General features: G+C 60.3%; 19 protein-coding genes and 1 pseudogene. 4 read left to right on the forward strand and 16 right to left on the reverse strand.

Going from position 1 to position 19978, the window contains the following annotated elements:
- Positions 1 to 140: 140 nt before the first annotated feature.
- From BGP02_RS21820 to BGP02_RS21860, 9 genes and pseudogenes are all read right to left on the reverse strand, one after another.
- Positions 141 to 1754 (reverse strand): rhodanese-like domain-containing protein, encoded by a 1614-nt coding sequence (locus BGP02_RS21820; RefSeq protein WP_286799313.1) that lies wholly within the window; start codon positions 1752 to 1754, stop codon positions 141 to 143.
- A gap of 597 nt (positions 1755 to 2351) precedes the next feature.
- Positions 2352 to 3401: pseudogene (locus tag BGP02_RS21825) on the reverse strand (rhodanese-like domain-containing protein); the annotation flags it as partial.
- A 44-nt stretch (positions 3402 to 3445) separates the two neighbouring features.
- The gene (locus BGP02_RS21830) at positions 3446 to 4222 is read right to left on the reverse strand and encodes an amino acid ABC transporter ATP-binding protein (RefSeq protein ID WP_150564012.1); all 777 of its coding nucleotides are present in this window, start codon (positions 4220 to 4222) and stop codon (positions 3446 to 3448) included.
- Between the two features lie 41 nt (positions 4223 to 4263).
- Entirely contained in the window at positions 4264 to 4953 is a 690-nt protein-coding gene (locus BGP02_RS21835; RefSeq protein WP_150563943.1) for an amino acid ABC transporter permease, read from the reverse strand.
- A 5-nt stretch (positions 4954 to 4958) separates the two neighbouring features.
- Positions 4959 to 5654 carry an amino acid ABC transporter permease gene (locus BGP02_RS21840; protein ID WP_261939461.1) on the reverse strand — a complete coding sequence of 232 codons (696 nt, stop codon included), beginning with the start codon at positions 5652 to 5654 and terminating at the stop codon, positions 4959 to 4961.
- 17 nt (positions 5655 to 5671) lie between these two features.
- Positions 5672 to 6508 carry a transporter substrate-binding domain-containing protein gene (locus tag BGP02_RS21845; protein ID WP_261939462.1) on the reverse strand — a complete coding sequence of 279 codons (837 nt, stop codon included), beginning with the start codon at positions 6506 to 6508 and terminating at the stop codon, positions 5672 to 5674.
- A 32-nt stretch (positions 6509 to 6540) separates the two neighbouring features.
- On the reverse strand, positions 6541 to 7707 hold the full coding sequence (metC, locus tag BGP02_RS21850; RefSeq protein ID WP_286799273.1) for a cystathionine beta-lyase: 1167 nt from the start codon (positions 7705 to 7707) through the stop codon (positions 6541 to 6543).
- A gap of 153 nt (positions 7708 to 7860) precedes the next feature.
- Positions 7861 to 8505 carry a glutathione S-transferase family protein gene (locus tag BGP02_RS21855; RefSeq protein WP_261939464.1) on the reverse strand — a complete coding sequence of 215 codons (645 nt, stop codon included), beginning with the start codon at positions 8503 to 8505 and terminating at the stop codon, positions 7861 to 7863.
- A 37-nt stretch (positions 8506 to 8542) separates the two neighbouring features.
- On the reverse strand, positions 8543 to 9154 hold the full coding sequence (locus BGP02_RS21860) for a cysteine dioxygenase family protein (protein WP_150563948.1): 612 nt from the start codon (positions 9152 to 9154) through the stop codon (positions 8543 to 8545).
- A gap of 111 nt (positions 9155 to 9265) precedes the next feature.
- Between BGP02_RS21860 and BGP02_RS21865 the strand changes: the two genes are divergently transcribed.
- Positions 9266 to 10192, forward strand: coding sequence for a LysR substrate-binding domain-containing protein (locus tag BGP02_RS21865; RefSeq protein ID WP_286799274.1), 927 nt, complete (start codon positions 9266 to 9268; stop codon positions 10190 to 10192).
- 405 nt (positions 10193 to 10597) lie between these two features.
- A complete protein-coding gene (locus BGP02_RS21870) occupies positions 10598 to 11722 on the forward strand; it encodes a porin (RefSeq protein WP_286799275.1) in 1125 nt (374 codons plus the stop codon).
- A 262-nt stretch (positions 11723 to 11984) separates the two neighbouring features.
- Here the strand turns inward: BGP02_RS21870 and BGP02_RS21875 are convergent, their stop codons facing one another.
- A complete protein-coding gene (locus BGP02_RS21875) occupies positions 11985 to 12836 on the reverse strand; it encodes a LysR substrate-binding domain-containing protein (RefSeq protein WP_017231454.1) in 852 nt (283 codons plus the stop codon).
- A 122-nt stretch (positions 12837 to 12958) separates the two neighbouring features.
- Here BGP02_RS21875 and BGP02_RS21880 point away from each other — a divergent pair, with 122 nt between their 5' ends.
- Positions 12959 to 13822: an alpha/beta fold hydrolase gene (locus BGP02_RS21880; RefSeq protein WP_286799276.1), complete on the forward strand. Its 864-nt coding sequence runs from the start codon at positions 12959 to 12961 to the stop codon at positions 13820 to 13822.
- 349 nt (positions 13823 to 14171) lie between these two features.
- Here the strand turns inward: BGP02_RS21880 and BGP02_RS21885 are convergent, their stop codons facing one another.
- Together BGP02_RS21885 and metC (BGP02_RS21890) are read right to left on the reverse strand one after the other, a co-directional pair.
- Positions 14172 to 14516 (reverse strand): DUF3088 domain-containing protein, encoded by a 345-nt coding sequence (locus tag BGP02_RS21885; protein ID WP_017231452.1) that lies wholly within the window; start codon positions 14514 to 14516, stop codon positions 14172 to 14174.
- A gap of 126 nt (positions 14517 to 14642) precedes the next feature.
- Positions 14643 to 15830 carry a cystathionine beta-lyase gene (gene metC / locus BGP02_RS21890; RefSeq protein WP_017231451.1) on the reverse strand — a complete coding sequence of 396 codons (1188 nt, stop codon included), beginning with the start codon at positions 15828 to 15830 and terminating at the stop codon, positions 14643 to 14645.
- Between the two features lie 168 nt (positions 15831 to 15998).
- Between metC (BGP02_RS21890) and BGP02_RS21895 the strand changes: the two genes are divergently transcribed.
- A complete protein-coding gene (locus tag BGP02_RS21895; protein WP_017231450.1) occupies positions 15999 to 16466 on the forward strand; it encodes an Lrp/AsnC family transcriptional regulator in 468 nt (155 codons plus the stop codon).
- 92 nt (positions 16467 to 16558) lie between these two features.
- On the opposite strand, the gene BGP02_RS21900 is transcribed toward BGP02_RS21895, so the two are convergent.
- The 4 genes from BGP02_RS21900 to BGP02_RS21915 all read right to left on the reverse strand — a co-directional run bounded on the left by BGP02_RS21900 (position 16559) and on the right by BGP02_RS21915 (position 19928).
- Positions 16559 to 17575 carry a D-cysteine desulfhydrase gene (locus BGP02_RS21900; RefSeq protein WP_286799277.1) on the reverse strand — a complete coding sequence of 339 codons (1017 nt, stop codon included), beginning with the start codon at positions 17573 to 17575 and terminating at the stop codon, positions 16559 to 16561.
- 58 nt (positions 17576 to 17633) lie between these two features.
- Positions 17634 to 18359 carry an amino acid ABC transporter ATP-binding protein gene (locus BGP02_RS21905; protein ID WP_286799278.1) on the reverse strand — a complete coding sequence of 242 codons (726 nt, stop codon included), beginning with the start codon at positions 18357 to 18359 and terminating at the stop codon, positions 17634 to 17636.
- 35 nt (positions 18360 to 18394) lie between these two features.
- Positions 18395 to 19054, reverse strand: a complete 660-nt coding sequence (locus tag BGP02_RS21910; RefSeq protein WP_017231447.1) for an amino acid ABC transporter permease — start codon at positions 19052 to 19054, stop codon at positions 18395 to 18397.
- Positions 19055 to 19124: 70 nt separating this feature from the next.
- A complete protein-coding gene (locus tag BGP02_RS21915) occupies positions 19125 to 19928 on the reverse strand; it encodes a transporter substrate-binding domain-containing protein (protein WP_017231446.1) in 804 nt (267 codons plus the stop codon).
- Between the last annotated feature and the right edge of the window lie 50 nt (positions 19929 to 19978).

A 19978-nucleotide genomic window follows, 5' to 3' on the forward strand; every position in this document is an offset into this window, starting at 1 on the left:
GTACGTTGGTTGGGCCGTAATGCGGGAAGCACAGTGAAATGGCGCCGCGAACCTTCAGTTCGCGGCGCCATTTTTTATGCTCATCGGTGCGGATGAAGCTGTCAGCGGACTAAGGTACGGGCAAAGGCTAACTCAGTGGATCACCGCCCCCCGCGCATGTCGAACTCGGCCAACTCGTCGGAATCAAGCTGTGCGATGAGTCCGGTTTCCCATTCCAGATAGCGCCGCGCCGCCTCTCGGTTACCTTCGTGCCGGTCGTGCACGAAGAACAGAAAGTCGATGCAGGCCTGATCCGACGGCTGATCCGGTGAGCTTTCGCAAGGCAGCCCGGCGGCCGCCCACGCAGCGAAGCCGCCCGTCAGTACCGACACACTCGAGACATCGCGACGCGCCAGCAATTCTGCCGCCGCTAGCGCAGCAACGGCATCATCGTCAGCAACGAGCACGACATCCGAGCGATCGGACGGTAACGCGACCGTCGCGAGGCGCGGTCGAATCGACCAGATGGCGCCCGCCATGTGCGCGCGCCTGAACGCCATGCTCGAGCGGACATCAATCACGCAGACCTTCGCATCGTACCGACGCGCCGATAGCTCGCGCGCGTCAATGCCTGGCAGAGCCTGCGCTCGCCACCCGTCCGGGCGCGGCAGCGTCAGCCCGCTACGCAAGCCGGCCGTCAGCACGTAGGCGTCGTGGCCGAGTTGACGCAGCCAACTAGCGATGACGGGTGCCCGAACGCCGTCGTCGTCAAATACGATCACCTTCGCGTGGCGCACACCGACGTAGCGGTCCGTTGCGTGCACCAGCTGCCCGCCTGGCACGTGGCGTGCGCCAGAAAGACTGCCAGCGGCGAATTCGTCACCCGTCCGCACGTCGAAGAGAAACACGGAATGTTCGCCTTCCGCCTGCCATCGCACGACCGCGTCAGCATCGACGCTCGGCACCCCGAAGCGCTCCGCGAGCGCCGCGCTTGCAACTTGCGCCGCGGCAAGCGCGGCAGGCGACACAGTGTCCGAATAGCGCCGTTCGTCCCCATGTTCAAGCGCGTGGTCGGCCAAATACCAACCCTGCGTTCCGTTCTCGAGCGCCAGAACGCGGTCCTTGGGCCAGCCCAGATTGATCAAGGTTTGGGCGCCCACAATGCTGCGCGTACGTCCGGCGCAGTGGACGACGAGGATCGCCTCGTTGCTGCCCGGCAAATCATCGACGCGAAGCGCCAATTCGCCGTTTGGCACGCAAATTGAACCGGGCACCGACATTTTTCGGTGTTCGTCAATGGGGCGTCCATCGAGCAGCAATACATTGCGCCCACTAGCACGCCAAGCGACGAGCTCGTCGGCGCCGACGCGCGGCGTGTCGTATGCATGCTCGATCAGTTCCCCAAAGACCTTCGACGGAACGTTCACGCCGCTGAACACGTTCAGCCCGGCGTCTCGCCACGCATGCATGCCGTCGTTGAGAACATGCACTTTCGTATATCCGAGCGCGGCCAGCCTCTGCGAGGCCCGCGCAGCGACCGGCGGCGCGCCGTCATCGCTGCTTTCACTGCCGCCGTCGAATACGACGACCCTGACATCTTTTCGTGGCGCAAGCCGTTCGGCATCGATTTCTAGCCGGCTGTACGGTAGCGACACCGCGAAGAGCGGGTGTCCTTCGCCATATTGACCATGTTCGCGAACGTCGAAGAGTGCGATTTCGTCGCCGTCGTGCAGCCATCGCTTCAGCGTGGGCGCGTCGATCGATCTTCCACCCAACCCGAAAGAATGGCCGTCTGCGGCTACTTGCGCAAGCAGATGCTTCTCCCAATCGAGATACGCGCGCATCGCGTCAGCATTACCTTGGCGACGATCATTCGCCCAATACAGCACATCTACACGCGCGTCTTGCGACAATGCGCTTTCGGGAGACGCCTCGATTGGAAGCCCTTGCTCGCGCCAAGCGCGCAGCCCGCCGGCCACAACGGCGATCGCTACGTCTTCACCAGCGATTTCGGCCAGATCGAGCGCGGCCAGATGGGCAGTAGCCGCATCGCTCGAAAAAAGCACGAGCGACCGGCCATCTCGAACGTGCGCCTTGATCTTCTCCAGGCGCGCTCGATTCGCCCACACCGCGCCGGGCGGATGTGCCGCGAGATAGTCCGCACTCGAATCGAACGAAACGGCGAGTGCGCCGGATCGAATTCGCTCCATCGCATCGGCTGGCGCAATTTCGCAGGCACCCCGAACGCCGGCGCTCCATTCGCGCTCGACTCGCGCCGCTCGATCTGCCGCGTCGGCGCCGACGGCATAGCCGTTAACCTGAGCTGCGTCCGACGACGGCGCATCTATGCCGAACGCGTCCGTCAGCACGTAGACGTCCCAGCCCATATGCTTAAGCCAGTGCGCAGTCATCGTCGCACGCGCATTGTCCGAATCGATCAGCACGACACGTGCATTCAAAGTGCCGACCCATTGATCGGTCGCCTGAATCAACTGCCCACCCGGCGCCGACCTCGTACCGGGGAGGTGGCCGCATGCAAATTCCTGGGGTGTACGGACGTCGAACGCGTACGTCGTGCGACGCGCCTGCTGTGCTTCGGACATCCAGTCGTCGAACGTCGAGCGATCAATGCGTGCGATGCCGAAGCGGCGAGCGACTCCCGCCGCGCGCTCGGCTGCGCGTGCACCACCCGCCGCGCTCACCGAAGGAAAGCGGCGGTGCATGCCTACCTCCAGCTCGAAGCCCGCGAGGCGCCAACCGTGGTTGCCATCCGCAAGCGCAACGACACGATTTGGCACGCCGGAATTGATCAGCGTCTGGGCGCCGACGATGCCACGCGTGCGTCCGCCACACGCAACGACAACCAGCGTATCAGGCGACGACACGAGATCGTCGAATCGATAGACCAATTCCCCACCCGGGCAAGATACGGCGGACGGCACATGCCGGGCGGCGTGCTCCGCTTCCGTGCGCGGGTCAAGCACGATCACCTCGGCATTGGCATCCAACAATTCCGCCAACTGACCTGCATCGATCGAAGGCGTGCCGAAAGTATGCTCAACCCACTCGCCAAAGGCCTTGCTCGGGACATAAATGCCTTGAAATACCTCGTTGCCCGCCATACGCCACGCTGGTACGCCCCCCCGTACTACACCTACCTGCGTATAGCCGAGCGCATGCAGCCGTTCACGCGCGCGCGATGCGATGCCGTTTCCATGATCGATCAGCAGGACCGGACAGGTGCGGCGCGGCACAAGCGGCGGCACCAGCAGTTCGAGCCGGCTATACGGCACGTTAATCGCCCGCAGCAAATGGCCGAGTCCGAATTCGCCCTCCTCGCCGACGTCGATGAGCGCGAACTCGTCGCTACCCGCCAACCATTGCTTCAATTGCTCGATCGAGACGTCGTCGAGATGCATCATCTACCTTTCTCCAATGTCGATACGGTGGCGCTACGAAGACGCGCTCATGCGCCCGCGGCCGGCTGCAAAACAGGATGGGAATCGGCCAACGGCTGAGGCCGGACCACGTCTGATAGAAATTGGCGCGCACGCGGGTGGCGCGGCGCCGAAAAGAATTGTTGCGGCGTCGTATCTTCGAGGAGCGTGCCGGCATCCATGAACCAGATCCGGTCGGCCACATCGGCCGCGAAGCCCATCTCGTGCGTGACCACCACCATCGTCATGCCGTCCGCCGCGAGTGCTTTCATGACGCCAAGCACCTCGCACACCATCTCGGGATCCAGCGCACTGGTTGGCTCGTCGAACAGGATCAGCGGGGGTTGCAGCGCCAACGCGCGCGCGATTGCAACGCGCTGCTGCTGCCCTCCCGACAACATGCTCGGCATTGCGTCCGCGCGATGGCCGAGTCCAACCCGTTCCAGCAGCGCCATTGCGCGCTGCTCGGCGCGCTGCCGCGACGTTCCAGCCACCTTCATCTGCGCAAGCATGACGTTCTGGAGTGCCGACAAGTGCGGAAACAAATTGAACTGCTGAAACACGAAGCCAATTCCGGCGCGCAATGCGTTCAGACTCCGTCCTTTGGCGTGGATGTCATTGCCGTCAACGCGGATCGTGCCGCCGCCGATATCCTCCAAACGATTCACGGTGCGGATCAATGTCGACTTGCCGGAGCCCGACGGCCCGCAGACGACGACCACTTCACCTTTGTTCACGCTCCCGCTGACGCCGTTCAGCGCGTGATACTTGCCATACCATTTCTGTACGTTGTCGAACTCGATCATCGCGTCCATTTCCAATCCTTTGCTCATCACTTGCCGAATGCTCATTGCGCCGCTCGTCGCCGCTGGATACGTCTGTCCAGCATTCGCGCAAGCGCTGAAAGCGATGCACAGGCCAGCAGATAAAACCCGGCCAGCACTAGAAAAACCTGCAGCGCATTCGTCGTTTCCATGCTATTGACCTGCTGCGCCGAGAACGTCACTTCCTGCACGCCGATCACATACACGATCGAGGTTGCCTTGATCGTCGACACGAACTGATTGACGAACGAAGGAATCATGTTCACCAGCGCCTGCGGCAACAGCACGTGCCGTAGCGCTTGCAGGTACGACAAACCTGATGCGCGGGCCGCCTCGATTTGCCCGCGCGGCAATGCGAGTAATCCGGCCCGCACGATCTCGCTGAGAAACGCCGCCTCGTAGGCGACGATTGCTGCGAGCGCCGTGTGGAACGCCGAAATGGTCCGCCCAGTGGCAAGCGGAATCACGTAGTAGGCCCAAAACACAATCATCAGGAGCGGGATACCACGCAGCGTGTAAACCCAGGCGAATGCGGGCCAGCGCAGTACTCGCCAAGGACTCATTCTTGCCAGACCGAGCGCAAGTGCGACTGGAAACGCCAGCCCCAAGCCCAGGACCGCAAGGATCAGTGTCAACGCGAAGCCGCCGATCGGCCCTCTCGGCCAGCCTCCCACCAGAAAGACCAGGAGGTATCGATGCAGAATGTCGAACATCGCGCTCACCCCCTCGGCGCCGGCGCATAGCGCCGGGACAACCACGCGCCCAGGCCCATCAGAAGCCAACAGGACATTAGATAAAACACCGTCGATACCGCGAACACTTCGAACGCGCGAAACGTTTGGTTTTCGATCGCATGCACTTGATACGTCATTTCCGCTACCCCGATCACCATCGAAAGGCTCGTGTCCTTGAAAAGGATCAGCGAGCGGTTGAGCAGCGACGGCAGTCCGATACGCAGCGCCTGCGGCAACAACACGTAACGCATCGATCCGCCGGCGCTCAGGCCGATCGAGCGCGCCGCTTCAATTTGCCCGTACGGAACCGAGCGCAGTCCCGAGCGAATGTCCTCCGAAAAGTACGCGGCGGCGTTGAGAGACAATGCAACGGCAGCCAATAGGAACTCGCTGTCGTGGTGGTTGATCCAGAGCTGGATGACACGAGGCAGCATCTGTGGCACCCCGAAATACCAGACCATGATCTGCACGACGGTCGGCACGTTGCGGTGGTAGATGACGAACGCGCTCATCAACGCGGCGATCGGCTTAGCGGGTACTACCCGCAGCACGACGATCACCAGCGCGACGATGAAGCTGCCGACCCACGCACACGCGAACAGGGACAACGTGGTGCGCGCGCCTGAGGCGAGCAGGTCGGCAAAACCGTTCGTCAGGAGGAACGAAAGATTAAATTGCATCGTTCAATTTGGCCAAATCAGGGCTGATCGACGGGTTCGACCTTGAAGGTGCGAGTCAGCTTGTAGATCGACTGCGACCCGAGCCACTTGTCGTAAATCGCACTGAGTGCACCGCTACGATCCATTTGGGTGACCACTTGGTTAATCGCAGCCAAGAGCGCCGCATTGCCCTTCTTCACGACGATTCCCATATGTTCGGTGAATACGGGTTGCGGCAGCAGCACGGTCGGGTCGTCCCCGCTTTTCGTATTGTTCTGAAAGCGGATCAAACCCAATTCACCGCCCACCACGCCGTCAACCTTCTCGTCCTGCAGCGCGAGATAGCATGCGGCGATGTCGCTAAACGTAATGATTTTTGCCTGCTTGAGCACTTGGCCTGCTATTGCGGCCGAGCCGGAGCCGCTGGTCGCGCACACGCGAGCACCCTTGAGCTGCGAGATGTCGGTGACGCCCGACTTCCTTTTGACCAGAACACGGATCGCGTCCTGCAGGTACTGCAGGCTATAGTCGACTTGTTGCGCGCGCTGCGGCAGATAAGTCATTGAGCCTGCGACCACGTCAACCCGACCCATATCCAATTCCGCGATTCTCGCCTCGGTCGACATCGGCTTGTGCTCGAGCGCAACGCCTAGCCCGGCGGCAAGCGCATGACACATATCGACGTCATAACCAACGAAAGTGCGGGTCTTAGGATCCTGATACGCATACGGAGCAGTCGCGTTCTGGGTACCGCAAATCAACTTGCCGCGCGCTTTGATTTCCGCGAGCGTGGCTGCGTGCGCGCCCGTCGTCAGTAGCGACGACGTCAGTACTGCGAACAACGCCGCGATTTTCCAGAAGATGCCTTTACTCATGTTCGTCTCCTTCTCTTTGTTGAAATTGCATGTCAGCACGCGGTCTGCAGCGCGGGCATTGCCTGTTCCAGATCGCCGATCAGATCCGCCACGTCCTCCAAACCGACGTGAAGTCGGATCACGGCCCCCTCCGGCCGCCACGCGTTCACGGTGCGCACCGCTTCGGCGTGGACGACGTTGACCAGGCTTTCGTAGCCACCCCAGCTGGACCCAATCCCGAATAGCCGAAGTGCGTCAACGAAGGCTCGTACGTTTGCGCATTCCTCGCGAAGCACGATGGCGAACAACGACGCCGCCCCACGAAAATCTCGCTGCCATATTGCGTGGCCCGGATCTTCAGGTAGCGCGGGATAAAGCACGCGACTGACTTCGGGGCGCGCCTGCAACCAGCGCGCGACAGCCAGTGCGTTCTCCATTTGCTGCTTCAATCGCACGCCCATCGTGCGCAGTCCTCGCAACGCGAGGTAGCAGTCGTCGGGGCTCACGCCGTAGCCGAAATCGCTCACTGCATCGCGCACTACGCGCCAATAGCGTTCATTGGTTGTGATCACGCCCATCATCAGATCGGAATGACCACCGATATACTTGGTGGCGGCATGGATCGATACGTCGACGCCATGTTCAAATGGCGAGTAGAAGTAGGGCGTAGCCCATGTGTTGTCGGCGACGATCGCACAGCCCGCGGCCCGCGCCGCCTTGGCGATCGCCGGAATGTCCTGCACCTCGAACGTCATCGATCCGGGCGATTCGCAATACACAACTGCAGTCTCCGGACGAATCAATGCTGCGATGCCGGCGCCGATCTTTGGGTCGTAGAACTGCACATCGATGCCGAGCGGCACTAGTCGCCGCATACAGAATTTACGCGCTGGCGCGTACACCGTATCAGGCACCAATACATGGCTACCCGGCGCGGCCAAGGCGAGAAGCGTTGATGCGATAGCCGCCAGACCATTGGGTAGCGCCACAGACCGGTAGCCGCCTTCCAGCTCAGCGACAGCGCGTTCGAAAGCAAATGTCGTGGGCGTGCCATGACGACCATAGCGCACGCCATGGTCACCCAGTTCGTGCCGCTTTTCATAAGATGCCAGCGTCGGAAAGATCACCGTCGATGTTCGATATACCGGCGGGTTGACCATCCCCTCCTGGTCGGCGGGGCTACGGCCGGCATGGGTCAATACCGTATCAGCTCGTTTCATGAAATAGTTTGTCCGTTTGCGTTAAGGTTCATCGACGGGCAATGTGCCGCCTCGACGAGATCGGTGGCGCAAGCGCGAGGCGAGCAATCCAAGCGATGCATACGTTCGTTCCTGGCAATGCTCGGCGCACGCCCGCGCTGACCTTGCTTCAACTCAAGTGATGTGCGCTTCGATGCATTCGCGATAGCCAATGCGCTCCTTCAGCGCCGCGCGATAGCGCTCAACCGCGGGCAGTTCGGCGAGTACATCGTCAACGAGCGACAGCCGATGAATGTGTGGCGCGAGTGCGATGTCGCCCATCGTGAGCCCGGCGCCGGCGATGAATGGCCCCTCGCCAAGGCTCGCATCCAGGATCTTCACCGTCGCGACAACGCTGTTGCGCAGCACACGTCGATGGTCAATCGGCGCCGACTGTTTCTGAGCCTCACGCAGCGCCCGCAGCGCCGGGACGAGATTCAACGATGCCCAATCCATCCATTTGTCGCTGGCCGCGCGTGCGCCCGGATCAACCGGCCACAGCGTGCCGTCACCGTAACGCGCGGCAAGATAACGGACGATCGCGTTCGACTCCCACAACACCAACGAGCCGTCACGCAGCGTCGGAATCCGTCCGTTGGGATTGAGCGACAGGTATTCCTCGGAGCGCAGGGAACCGAAGTTTGCACCCGCAAGGTGAAGTTCGAACGGCACATCGAGCTCCCTCAGCGCCCATACCACCTTCGCGACATTGGATGATGTGTTGCGTCCCCATACATCAATCATTGACGACCCCCGTGTGAATATCTGCGTCGCCCGCATATACCGTCGCGCGAGCGCTCCATCGAAATCGCGTGGGTTACGCGAAATCCTTGCCGACGGTCGGCCGCATGAAATTCTGGTTGTAGTTGAGGACCCGACCGGTCTCCAGATCGAAGCCAATCCGCTCATTCAACGTTTCGAGAGCACGGCCGTACAAGTGCAGATGCCGCACAGTGCTGGCGCCGTCAACGTGGATACTGTGGATATCGTCCGGCATGAACTCGATGGGCGCGCCCGGCCGGACCACGTATTCCCGATCCAGTTCGAGCTGCGCGCGCTCCGGGTCGCTGCCGTCGTCGATGCGCCGGTAGATGCGGTTCAGCTCATCTCCCGCCAAGGCGACGATAACGGCCCAAGTGCCGTGGTTATGCGGCGCAGTGCGCTTGCCCGGCACGATCGAATTCACGTACAGCGCGAAGCCATGATCCGGCTGCTCATTCAGCAGATAACGCAGCGAAGTCTGCGGAGCACCGGCCTCCGGCGCGGGAAAATCTTCTAATGGGAATAAGTCCTGCGCGGCGGTGAGGCGTTGCAGAATCCGGCTCACTTCGCTCAGCAACGCGCGATCGGGGGTGCGCTGCCCAACTCGTTCGATGATCTCCGCCATTGTTTCCTGCACAAGGGCGTGGCGTTTGGTCCGACGATCCATGTCTATTTCTCCTGTTTGATGGAGAAACGTTACCAATTCATTTTTTGCAGAGGAAGTAACTCTCTATAATGTGCTATACGATTTTTTTATACATGCAGGGGGAGGTCCACCATGAACGTTCAGCAACTACGCTGCATTTGCGAGGTGGCCCGCCAGGATCTCAATGTTTCCAAAGCAGCCGAGACGTTGAATACGTCGCAACCTGGTGTAAGCACGCAGATCCGACAGTTGGAAGAGGAACTCGGCTTCGCAATCTTCGTCCGGCAGCGCAGCCGCCTGGTTGCGATCAGTAGTGATGGTGCGCTGGTCATCGAGCGAGCCCAGCGCGCGTTGATGGAGATCGACGACATCCGACAACTTGGGCGGGCGCATCGCACCGATGAGAACGGGACGCTCGCCATTGCAGCGAGTCACACTCAGGCGCGCTTTCGTTTGCCCACGGTATTAAGCACATTCACTCGGGAATACCCGAAGGTGCAAATTACCATCCGGCCCGAGAGCGGCAAAGCAATTCTCGACGCGATCATAACCGGGCGCGCGGACATTGGTGTGCTCAGTACGTTCGACTCGCTGCCCGTGGGTCTCGTGGCGCTTCCCTTCCACACGTACCGGCGGGTGTTGCTGGTTCCGATCGGGCATGCACTCCTCGACGTGGGGCGACCTACCCTCGAAGATATTGCACGCTATCCGATCGTGGTTTTCGAGCCGTCGAACTCGCGCACAACACTGCTGCGCGAGCTTGATCGACTGCAGCTCAGATCACCGACGCTGCTGCAAGGCACCAATGCAGACGTCGTCAAAGCGTACGTTGAACATGGACTCGGCGTTACCGTGTTACCCGACATCGCGTTCGATCCGCAGCGTGATTTCGGCTTGCGCGCAATCAACGTCGATCACCTGTTCCCAGAGAGCACCACCTATCTCGTACTGAACAACAAGCATTACCTGCGGCCATACACTTACGCGTTCATCACGATGCTCGCCCCTCAACTGCGCCGCGATATCGTTCAGAAGGCATGTACGCCGTCAAACGTGTAAGTGTCATCAAGCAAGAAGGACAGCGCTCCTTCGCCATGTGATGGCTGGGATATAGATCCTCGACTGGCCTTCGCGTTGCCACATTGATTCCCCTGGGTCGGATCGACGCCTCGATAGCGTGCTGGCCCTCATCGCCGTTGCATTCCTGCATCACTTCCCCCTCAGAGATAAGTGTCGACATGTCGCGCGCTCAGGCGTGAACAATTCATCGCACTTATGCAGCATAAGAAAAAATTAATTTCAAATCCCAAATTGACTTGGTAATTTTCGGCACGAGTTACTCAATACCCATCTGGCCAATGGCGATGAAATAGCGTTTGGCATTCGGCAAATCCGGCATTTATGCGTTTCAACGATGCTTGCGGATTCGCGTCGAATACCCTCACATCTACAGGGAATTGAATCTTGAGAAAAGAACTCCTTTTTGCGGGCATTTTGTCCGCAACGACGTCGCTCGCCCATGCGCAAAGTTCAGTGACGCTTTATGGCCTCATCGACACCGGAATTACCTTCGTCAGCAATCAAGGAGGTTCGCACAATGTGCAGACGTCCGCGGGCAGCCTCAACGGCAACCGCTGGGGCTTGAAAGGCGCCGAGGATCTCGGCGGGGGATTGTCCGCGCTGTTCACCATTGAGAGCGGGTACGGCATTCTCGATGGCAAGCTTAAACAGGGTGGCAGGCAATTCGGACGCCAAGCGTTCGTCGGTCTAGCGAGCACGCAATACGGCACCGTAACGGTAGGGAGGCAGACAAGCAACATCGTCGACTACCTCGGTCCGATGTCGCTTCCCGCCGGCTCCTGGTCCAATCACCCATACGACAACGACAATCTCAACAACTCTTTCCGCGTCAATAACTCTGTGAAGTATCAGAGCCCGACGTATGGCGGATTACGATTCGGCGGCATTTATGGCTTCTCGAACCAAGCAGGAGGTTTCAGCGCGAATCGCACATGGAATCTTGGTGTGGATTATGCGTATGGATCGCTGAGATTTGCTACTTCGTATTTGTTCGTCAATCACGGCGGAACCTCCGTCAATCCCAGCGGCGCTGTCAGCGACGATGCTCCTTTTACTGCTGAACGTCAGCGCACCTATGGTGCCGGGCTCAATTACGCATTCGGCAAGACAACCGTCGGCCTGGTATTTACGCAAACGCGCCTTGACAACCCAGTCTCCATCAGCGGCTCGGCGTCTGGACGTTCCGGCAATCTCGCACTCGCAGGAAGCAGTGCGCGCTTCACGAACTACGAAGTCAACGTGCGTTACAACATAACACCCGCATGGATGCTGCTTAGTTCGTACACGTTCACTGACGCAAATTTCAATGGTGTGTCGCCGAAGTTCAACCAGGTGAATGTCGAGCTGGATCATCTGCTGTCGAAGCGAACCGACGTCTATCTGCAGACCATCTATCAGCATGTCAGCGGAACGGGACGATCTGGCATTACGGCCGACATCGACGGACTGACGGCGTCGTCCACAAACAATCAGACGGCTGTGACCGTCGGCCTTCGTCACCGGTTTTAACTACATCGAAGCGGGTAACCGACGTCATGTCGGTACTAGCGCGCGAAAACAAGAATGGGCAGCCACATAGCGTCCATTAGAAATGCGCGTGGCGGCGCACGCTCGCAGGTCGCGTGCGCCGTTCGCTCTCCGATGGACCGGGCCGCCGCCGAACCAGGCGTTGGGACCTCCGCGCTTGGTCAGCAGATTATCCGTCTCAAGGCAGCGCTTTCGGTCAGGATGTTGCCGCGGACAACGGCAGACGAGGCACATCTCAGCGCATTCATGCATTCAGCTCAGCAATGATGCGCTCCGCGAGAAAATCGCAGGGTTGTCGGTTGGACGTCACACTTCGCGCAAGCACGATCTCGAGCGTGCCAATCTCCGGCAGACCATGCGCCGCCCCGAGCAACGTGAAATCAGACGGCACGGCACATCGCGCCAGCGGAGTAATGGCGAGGCCGGCGCGGGCCATCGTCAGCAGGCCCAGCAGGCTCGGACTCTCATACGACGTTCGATAGGCGATCTTTGCGCGCTCCAGACTCCGAATCGCCTTCTCGCGTGCCACGCTGCCCGGCAAGAACACCGCGATGGGCAGTGGCCGCTCTCGCCAAATGTCCGTCGCGCCCGGGGCGGCGGCCCACACCATCGGCTCGTGCCGCAAGAAATCACCAGTCAGTCCTTTAACCCGCGTTGCGCATACGAGGTCCACCGTGCCGTCGCGCAGCATCGGCGCCAGCGCAACGCTGGGCAGGCCAATCACCTGGATTTCGACCTTGGGGTAGCTGGCCGAGAATTTCTTGAGAATCGGCGGGAAGAGCGACGACGCGTAATCGTCCGGCACACCGATCACCACGCGGCCCGTCACGTCCGGCCGCACAACCGCTGCCCAGGCCTCGTCGCGAAGTGCAATGATCCGCCGCGCGTACGCCAGGAGCACCTCTCCGTCTTGCGTCGGCACCACGCTGCGCGGCTTGCGCACGAAGAGCGCTTTGCCAAGGGCCGATTCCAGCGCCTTGATCTGCATGCTCACCGCCGATTGCGATCGATGCACGAGATCGGCGGCTCGGCTGATCGTGCCCGTATCGGCAACGGCCACGATCATGGTGAGAACGCCAACGTCGAGGGCTTTCATCTCGGTACTCATGGGCATTGGCTCGCGTAGATGCATCAGAAAAACTGAAAGATTGCATCAATATTATGCGATTTTCTTTTCCATTGCATTGGCGCAAAGTTTGGGAAAACGGAGTCTTGACCATGAATGCCCACACGCCCCTGACGACGCTGGCCCTTGCCGGTGTGCAGCCGCAACCCAATTTTGCGGCCATTGCGTCAGGCGCCTCGGTGCCCTACGTGGAAGCCGGAAGCGGCGAGCCGATAGTCTTTGTGCACGGATCGTTGTGCGATTACCGCTACTGGGATCCTCAGCTTGCCGCGTTGTCGGCGCACTTCCACTGTTTCGCTCCGAGCCTGGGTCACTATTGGCCGGAGACGCACGCGTTCGGGCATGGTGACTTCAGTTGGGAAGCGCACGTGGTGGAGATGGCGGAGTTCATCGAGGCGCTGGGCCTTGGCGCAGTGCATCTGGTTGGCCACTCGCGTGGCGGCTGCGTGGCGTTTCATCTGGCCCGCCAATACCCGCATCTGGTGAAGACGCTCACGCTGGCCGACCCCGGCGGTCCGTTGCAGATGACGCCGAACGCGGAGACCGGTAAATTGCCGCCCGCTACGCAATTGCTGAGAGCCACGGCCGCCGAGTTGATCGAGCAAGGCAAATTCGACGCTGGCCTGAACCTGTTTGTGGACTCGGTCACCCTGCCGGGCTTCTGGAGCAAGAGCACCCAGAGCTTCCGCAGGATGGCGCTGGACAATGCGGTAACGCTCCCGAAGCAGTTGCGCGATCCGCTGCCCGCCTATACCCCCGAAGCCGCCCGCGACATCCAGTGCCGGACGCTGTTGATCGATGGGCAGAAGAGCCCGCGCATGTTCCGGAACACCGTCGAGCGACTTCAGGCGTGGATCGGACACGCTGAACGTCAAACCATCGCTGGTGCCTCGCACGGCATGAACATCGCTAACCCTGGCGCATTCAATCGGGCGCTTGTGCAATTGGCTGGGTAGTGATCCCAAGCATAGCTATCAGCGGCATGCACCGCTGATAGGCCGGCTTACTGGGCACCTGGTGTGCATCGTGGCAGGGCTTCCCCGCGCTTAGCAAAGCGCCTTGGCTAGAGATCTCTGCACATGGATTGTGTGCGTTAATCCGCCCGGAGAGTTCTTTCGCCGTTCCTCGTTATCCTCGCCTCGCGAATCCTCAATCGCGCCGCGGGCATGTCCCTCATTGGCCAGCGGCGCGCTAAAACATAGTGAGCTTGTGCACCGGCAGAGGAATTCTCTGGGTCGCGCAGCGCACTCGCGGAGCAACGCGGTCAAACGCGCCTGCCTGATGAATCAGGCGGCTCGTCAACTGTCACGATGCTTGAGCGACGTCATACTGAGATGACAGGTAACGCCGGATATCGTCAGGCGCATTGATGAAGCGTGTTCCGTTGTAGTCCTGAACGGCGACGCCCCCGTCCTTCGGAGCCCGCCCTTCGCCAAGCACGATCACGGGAGCCGACTGGTTGTCTGCGCCGATCAGTTCGATGATCGCCTTGCGCGGGCGCGGCGCATCGATGTACTCCACATCAACCGAGTCGCGAAGCTGGGGGCAGAAACTCAACAAACCCTCGACAGATACCGAGTCGCCGCAATAGAACGGGCCCTCAGCCTCCTTGAAGAAGCCCGGACGAAGAATGAACAGTTTGTCTTTCATGGTTGTCTCGCTGTAGGTGAATGTGAAAAATTGCAGTCATGGGTGAAGCGATGCGCCCGCATGCCGTGTCACAAACGGAAGAATCGATACGTACATTCCACGGCGCCCTGGCGGTATCGCGACCGTTCACGCTTCCATTTGTGTCAGGGTGGCGACGCGCAGCCTCTCGAATCCGGCCTCTAGGTCGGCAATCATGTCGTCGGGATTTTCGAGGCCCGCGTGAATCCGCAGCAGTGGACCCTTCCACGGCCACGTTGTCGCCGTGCGATAGCTCGACGGGCTGGAACGGAGGATCAGGCTTTCGAAGCCGCCCCAGCTATAGCCCATACCGAAACAGGTCATGCCATCGAGCATCGACCGAATCGATTCATCGGATTGCGGATGCAGCACGACGCCGAACAGGCCACACGCCCCCGTGAAGTCGCGTCGCCATAGGGCATGCCCAGGCGAGCCCGGTCGGGCGGGATAAAGGATCTCGGCGACTTCCGGTTGCTTTGCAAGCCACTCGGTCACCGCGTGCGCGTTGCGCTGGTGCCGCTCGAGCCGGACGGACAACGTGCGCAGGCCGCGCAACGCGAGATATGCGTCATCGCCGCTCACGGTCATGCCGAGCTGCCGGTAGAGATGGTTGATCTTCGGATACAGCGCTTCGGTTGTGAGAATCGCGCCCATCATCACGTCGGAGTGTCCGCTGATGTACTTGGTCGCTGCATGAATAGAGACGTCAACGCCGTGCTCGAACGAGCGGAAATGCAGCGGCGTGGCCCAAGTGTTGTCCATCATCACGATCGCATCGTGCCGATGCGCGATCTGGCTGATCGCCGGGATGTCCTGTACCTCGAACGTCAGCGAGCCTGGCGACTCGACGAACACCGCACGCGTGTTCGGACGCATCAAGGCCGCAATGTCCGCGCCAATCGCAGGATCGTAGTACGTCGTTTCGATACCAAGGCGGGCGAGCGTCCCCGCACAGAACGAGCGGGTTGGATCATAGACAGAGTCCGTCATCAGCAAATGATCGCCGGGATTGAGCACGGCGAGCAGCGACGTCGTGATTGCGCTGAGTCCGCTCGGCGTGAGCAGGGCGCGGTGCGCCCCTTCGAGGCGGGCGAGCGTGCGCTCGAGCGAACGCGTAGTCGGGCTGCCACCGCGCCCATAAGCGTTCGGCGTACCGCTTGCCACCTTCAGCGCTTCGATGCTCTCAAATAGCAACGTCGACTGCCGGTAGACGGGCGGATTCACCGGTACGCCGAGTTGGCTGTGCGAGCGGCCTTCGTGGGCCAGGATTGTGTCGGTTGAGTGCTGGGTGTTCAAGGCGCCATCCTCTGTTCATCTGTTCGGTCGGGGAAAACGGCGTGGTGAAAGCGCATCGCCGCCACCGCTGTTCTTGAAGCCATGTTAATTGCGCGCAGACGAAAATTGTTTTTAAAAAATGTCGTCAATATCGCTATGATTGGAAATTATTTCTAGATAGGAGACAACATGGACAAACGCGATGTTCAAATTCTCACGCTGCTTCAGAAAGACGCGACGATTGGTCTGAATGACTTGGCCAAGGCAGTGAGCCTGTCGCCGACGCCATGCTGGCGTCGGCTGCAAAAGCTTCGCGATGAAGGCGTAATTCAGCAGCAGGTCGTGCTGTGCGATCCGGCAAAGCTGAATCTGGGACTGACCGCGTTTGTGACCGTACGCTCCAACCAGCATGGCGACGCGTGGACGAGGCGTTTCGTCGAAGGCGTGTGCTCGATCCCGGAGATCGTCGAGATCTATCGGATGAGCGGCGATGTCGATTACCTGCTGAAGGTTGTCGTGCCGGATATCGCCGGATATGACAGCGTCTACAAGCGGCTGATCAAGTGCGTCGAGATGATGGACGTGAGCTCGGCGTTCGCGATGGAGGTCATTAAACGGACAACCGCGCTTCCGCTCAGTTACGTTCCGGGGGCCTGACGCGAACGCGCCGTCTGTCGATGTCTGTCGACAGACGGCGCAACACTCACGATGGCCGTGAGGCTGCGGGGTATACGTCAAGATACTGCGCGTCAGCCTGCTCGCAACGCGTCGCGATAGGCGAACAGCGCAGGTGCGCCGCCGGTGTGCAGGAACAGCACCGGATCGCTTCCGTCAAAACGGCCGCGCGTGACTCCGTCGATCAGGCCAGCCATCGCCTTGCCAGTGTAGACTGGATCGAGTAGTAGTCCTTCCGTTTCGGCGAGCAGTCTGACCGCGTCGATGCAGGCGTCGTTCGGTTCTCCGTAGCGCGGCGCGAAGTACTCGTCCCATAGATTGATGCGCGTGCCGGGCGGCATCTCGATGTCGAGCAATTCGCTCGTTCGGTCGACGAGATTTTGCACCTTCGGACGCTGTGCTGCGTCCGTGCGCGACACGGTGACACCGACCACAGGTGTCGCCGGAAGCGCATGCGCGAGCGCAACCGCGAGGCCCGCGTGCGTGCCGGCACTGCCCGACGCCAGTACGACGCTCGAGAACGTGAGCCCGGTTGCGGTTATCTGCTGCTCGAGTTCGAGACCTGCGCGCACGTAGCCGAGTGCGCCGAGCGCATTCGACCCTCCGATCGGAATCACGTACGGACGGCGACCTTCATCCCGCAGGCGCTGTGCCGTCGCTTCGAGCAGTCGGTCCGCGTCGTCGAGGCCGTCGACGTCGATGACGCGAACGCGAAACAGATCGAGCAGCAGGCGATTGCCGCTGCGCAAATAGTCGTCGCGATCGGTCCCGATCGGATTCTCCAATAGGGCGACGCATTCGAGGCCGAGCTGTGCGGCAAGCGCCGCGGTCTGCCTGACGTGATTCGATTGGATGGCCCCGGCGGTCACCAACACATCGGCCTTCTGCCGGATCGCATCAGCCGCGAGAAACTCAAGCTTGCGCAGTTTGTTGCCGCCCATGGCGAGCGACGTGAAGTCATCGCGCTTGACGTAGATGTCGCGACCCAAGCGGGCTGAGAGACGCGATAACCGCTGGAGAGGTGTTGCCGTTTCGATCAGGTTCAAGCGGGCAAAAGTCTCGAGTCTGGCGGAAAGATTTGTCGTTTTCATACGGGGAACGGCACGGTGTGGGGGTGACGCGGGCTGGCGGCCGACGGCGTTTGGCGGGTCAATGCAGAATCTTGTCCAGAAAGTCCCGCGCCCGCTCGGCACGTGGCGTATTGAAGAACGCATCGCTCGTCGCATCTTCGACGATTACGCCGCGATCCATGAAGAGCACGCGGTGCGCGACCTTGCGGGCGAAGCCCATCTCGTGTGTGACGCATATCATCGTCATCCCTTCGCGTGCAAGCTCGACCATCACGTCGAGCACCTCGTTGATCATTTCCGGATCGAGTGCCGACGTCGGTTCATCGAACAGCATCGCCACCGGATTCATCGACAACGCGCGAGCAATTGCCACGCGCTGTTGTTGGCCACCCGACAGTTGGCCCGGGTACTTCTGCGCGTGTGCCTTAAGTCCGACGCGCTCTAGCAGGGATAGTGCAGTGCTGTGGGCCTCATCTCGCGATCGGCGCAGCACCTTGGTCTGGGCGAGCGTGAGATTGTCGAGCACGGACAGGTGCGGAAACAACTCGAAATGCTGAAACACCATGCCGACCCGCGCTCTCAGCTTCGACAGTTTGACCGCCGGATCGTTGAGACGCACACCGTCGACGGTGATGCAGCCCTTCTGGAAAGGTTCGAGACCATTGATGGTTTTGATGAGCGTTGACTTGCCCGACCCAGACGGGCCGCAGACGACGACAACTTCGCCTTTCGAGACCTCGGCGCTGCAATCTTCGAGGACCTGATGCTTGCCATACCACTTGGATACGCTGTCGAGAGAAATCATGTTCGGACTCTTAGTCATTGGCTGAAGTTACGGATTCAGTGGCTTGAAGGTAGCGCGCAGCGCGCTTCGACCACTCCTTGCAGCCGGGCAAGCACCGTACTCAGTACCCAGTAAATCGCAGCGGCAGTCAAATAGAGCGGCAGCGGCTGGAACGTCGACGCGATGGCTTCCTGGGTCGAACGCAGCAATTCCGTTACCGTGATGACCGAGACGAGCGACGTATCCTTGATCAGGCTGATGAGCGTATTGCCGAGGCTCGGCACGGCAAGGCGTAGCGCCTGCGGGCACACGACGTGGCGCAGCGTCTGCAGGTGGGTGAGGCCGAGGCTGTGCGACGCGGCCCACTGGCCACGGCCGATGCCAAGGATCGCGCCACGCATGCTCTCGGACAGATAGGCGCCGGTATTGAGCGTTAGCGTGAGAATGCCGGCCGTGGTTGGGTCGAGCGAAATTCCGATATCGGGAAGGCCGTAGTACACGACGAAAATCTGCACGAGCAGCGGCGTGCCGCGCATCAAGCTGACGTAGCCTTGTGCGATGCCGGACAAGGTCCGACTGTTACCGATCCGCATGATGGCGACCACGAGTCCTACGATCAATCCCAGCACCATCGAAGCGACGGCGAACTTCAACGTGAGTACTGCGCCCATCGCCATAACGGGGAGCATATGCACGATCAGATGGAAGGCGTCCATGAATTTGTCTCCTGGCCATTGTTAGACGCATCTGCACGGCACATGCAGATGCGCGTACATATCTGATGGGTTATTGCGGCGTCGGAGTCGTCGTGTCGGTGCCGAACCACTGCATGGAAAGCTTCTTCAGCGTGCCATCCTGACGCATCGTGCCGATTGCGTCGTTGACCGCTTTCGCAAATTTTGGATTGCCCTTGCGGAACGGAATACCCATCTCGGTCTCGCCTCCCGGAATGCTTTCGCCTGGGCGCAATGGCAGATGAGAATTCTTGATCAGGTATTTGATCATCAGGCGGTCGTTGAGCGCCGCGTCGATTCGGCCGGCAGCCAGATCGCTGAGATTTTCGGGTGTGCCCGGGTAGACCTGCAGATTGACCGCGCGATTGGTCTTCACGAGGTCGACGTAATTGCTTCCCATCGTTACGCCGACTTTGAGACCTTTCAGGTCCTCAAGCGATTTGAACTGGCGCGTATCGTTTCGCCGCTGCAGGAGCGTTGCCGCCGAGTAGATGTACGGCTCACTGAAGTCGAGTACCTGCTTGCGAGCCGGGGTAATCCCGACCTGGTTGACAATCACATCGAACTTACCGGCCTGAAGACCGGCGAGTATCCCGCTCCATTCCGTCGTGATGAATTCGGGCTTGACGCCGAGGCGAGCCGCGACGGCCTTCGCCACCTCGACGTCGAATCCCTCAAGTTGCCCATCGTTGTTGCGGTAGTCGAAAGGCGGGTAGGTGCCTTCCATTGCGATCCGCAAGACGCCAGCATGCTTGACGGTGTCGAGCAGATCGGTTGCATGGGCGGAGGTGGCCACGACGCAGCAGAGAAGTGTGGCGGCAAGTACTGGCTTGAACCGCGACTTGAGTCCCTTCATTTTTGTCTCCGTTGATGTAGTTCGTTTAATTGTTCAGCGAGCGGCATCGC

The sequence above is a fragment of the Pandoraea sp. 64-18 genome (genome assembly GCF_001899225.1).
GTDB classification, from domain to species: domain Bacteria; phylum Pseudomonadota; class Gammaproteobacteria; order Burkholderiales; family Burkholderiaceae; genus Pandoraea; species Pandoraea cepalis.

Coding starts and splice junctions, on each gene's coding strand:
- BGP02_RS21855 (WP_261939464.1), bottom strand. CDS start 8,505: ATGCGGGCGACGCAGATATTCACACGGGGGTCGTCAATGATTGATGTA.
- BGP02_RS21875 (WP_017231454.1), bottom strand. CDS start 12,836: ATGAAAGCCCTCGACGTTGGCGTTCTCACCATGATCGTGGCCGTTGCC.
- BGP02_RS21860 (WP_150563948.1), bottom strand. CDS start 9,154: ATGGATCGTCGGACCAAACGCCACGCCCTTGTGCAGGAAACAATGGCG.
- BGP02_RS21835 (WP_150563943.1), bottom strand. CDS start 4,953: ATGTTCGACATTCTGCATCGATACCTCCTGGTCTTTCTGGTGGGAGGC.
- BGP02_RS21885 (WP_017231452.1), bottom strand. CDS start 14,516: ATGAAAGACAAACTGTTCATTCTTCGTCCGGGCTTCTTCAAGGAGGCT.
- BGP02_RS21900 (WP_286799277.1), bottom strand. CDS start 17,575: ATGAAAACGACAAATCTTTCCGCCAGACTCGAGACTTTTGCCCGCTTG.
- BGP02_RS21845 (WP_261939462.1), bottom strand. CDS start 6,508: ATGAGTAAAGGCATCTTCTGGAAAATCGCGGCGTTGTTCGCAGTACTG.
- metC (WP_286799273.1), bottom strand. CDS start 7,707: ATGAAACGAGCTGATACGGTATTGACCCATGCCGGCCGTAGCCCCGCC.
- BGP02_RS21905 (WP_286799278.1), bottom strand. CDS start 18,359: ATGATTTCTCTCGACAGCGTATCCAAGTGGTATGGCAAGCATCAGGTC.
- BGP02_RS21830 (WP_150564012.1), bottom strand. CDS start 4,222: ATGATCGAGTTCGACAACGTACAGAAATGGTATGGCAAGTATCACGCG.
- BGP02_RS21915 (WP_017231446.1), bottom strand. CDS start 19,928: ATGAAGGGACTCAAGTCGCGGTTCAAGCCAGTACTTGCCGCCACACTT.
- BGP02_RS21840 (WP_261939461.1), bottom strand. CDS start 5,654: ATGCAATTTAATCTTTCGTTCCTCCTGACGAACGGTTTTGCCGACCTG.
- BGP02_RS21895 (WP_017231450.1), top strand. CDS start 15,999: ATGGACAAACGCGATGTTCAAATTCTCACGCTGCTTCAGAAAGACGCG.
- BGP02_RS21910 (WP_017231447.1), bottom strand. CDS start 19,054: ATGGACGCCTTCCATCTGATCGTGCATATGCTCCCCGTTATGGCGATG.
- BGP02_RS21880 (WP_286799276.1), top strand. CDS start 12,959: ATGAATGCCCACACGCCCCTGACGACGCTGGCCCTTGCCGGTGTGCAG.
- BGP02_RS21865 (WP_286799274.1), top strand. CDS start 9,266: ATGAACGTTCAGCAACTACGCTGCATTTGCGAGGTGGCCCGCCAGGAT.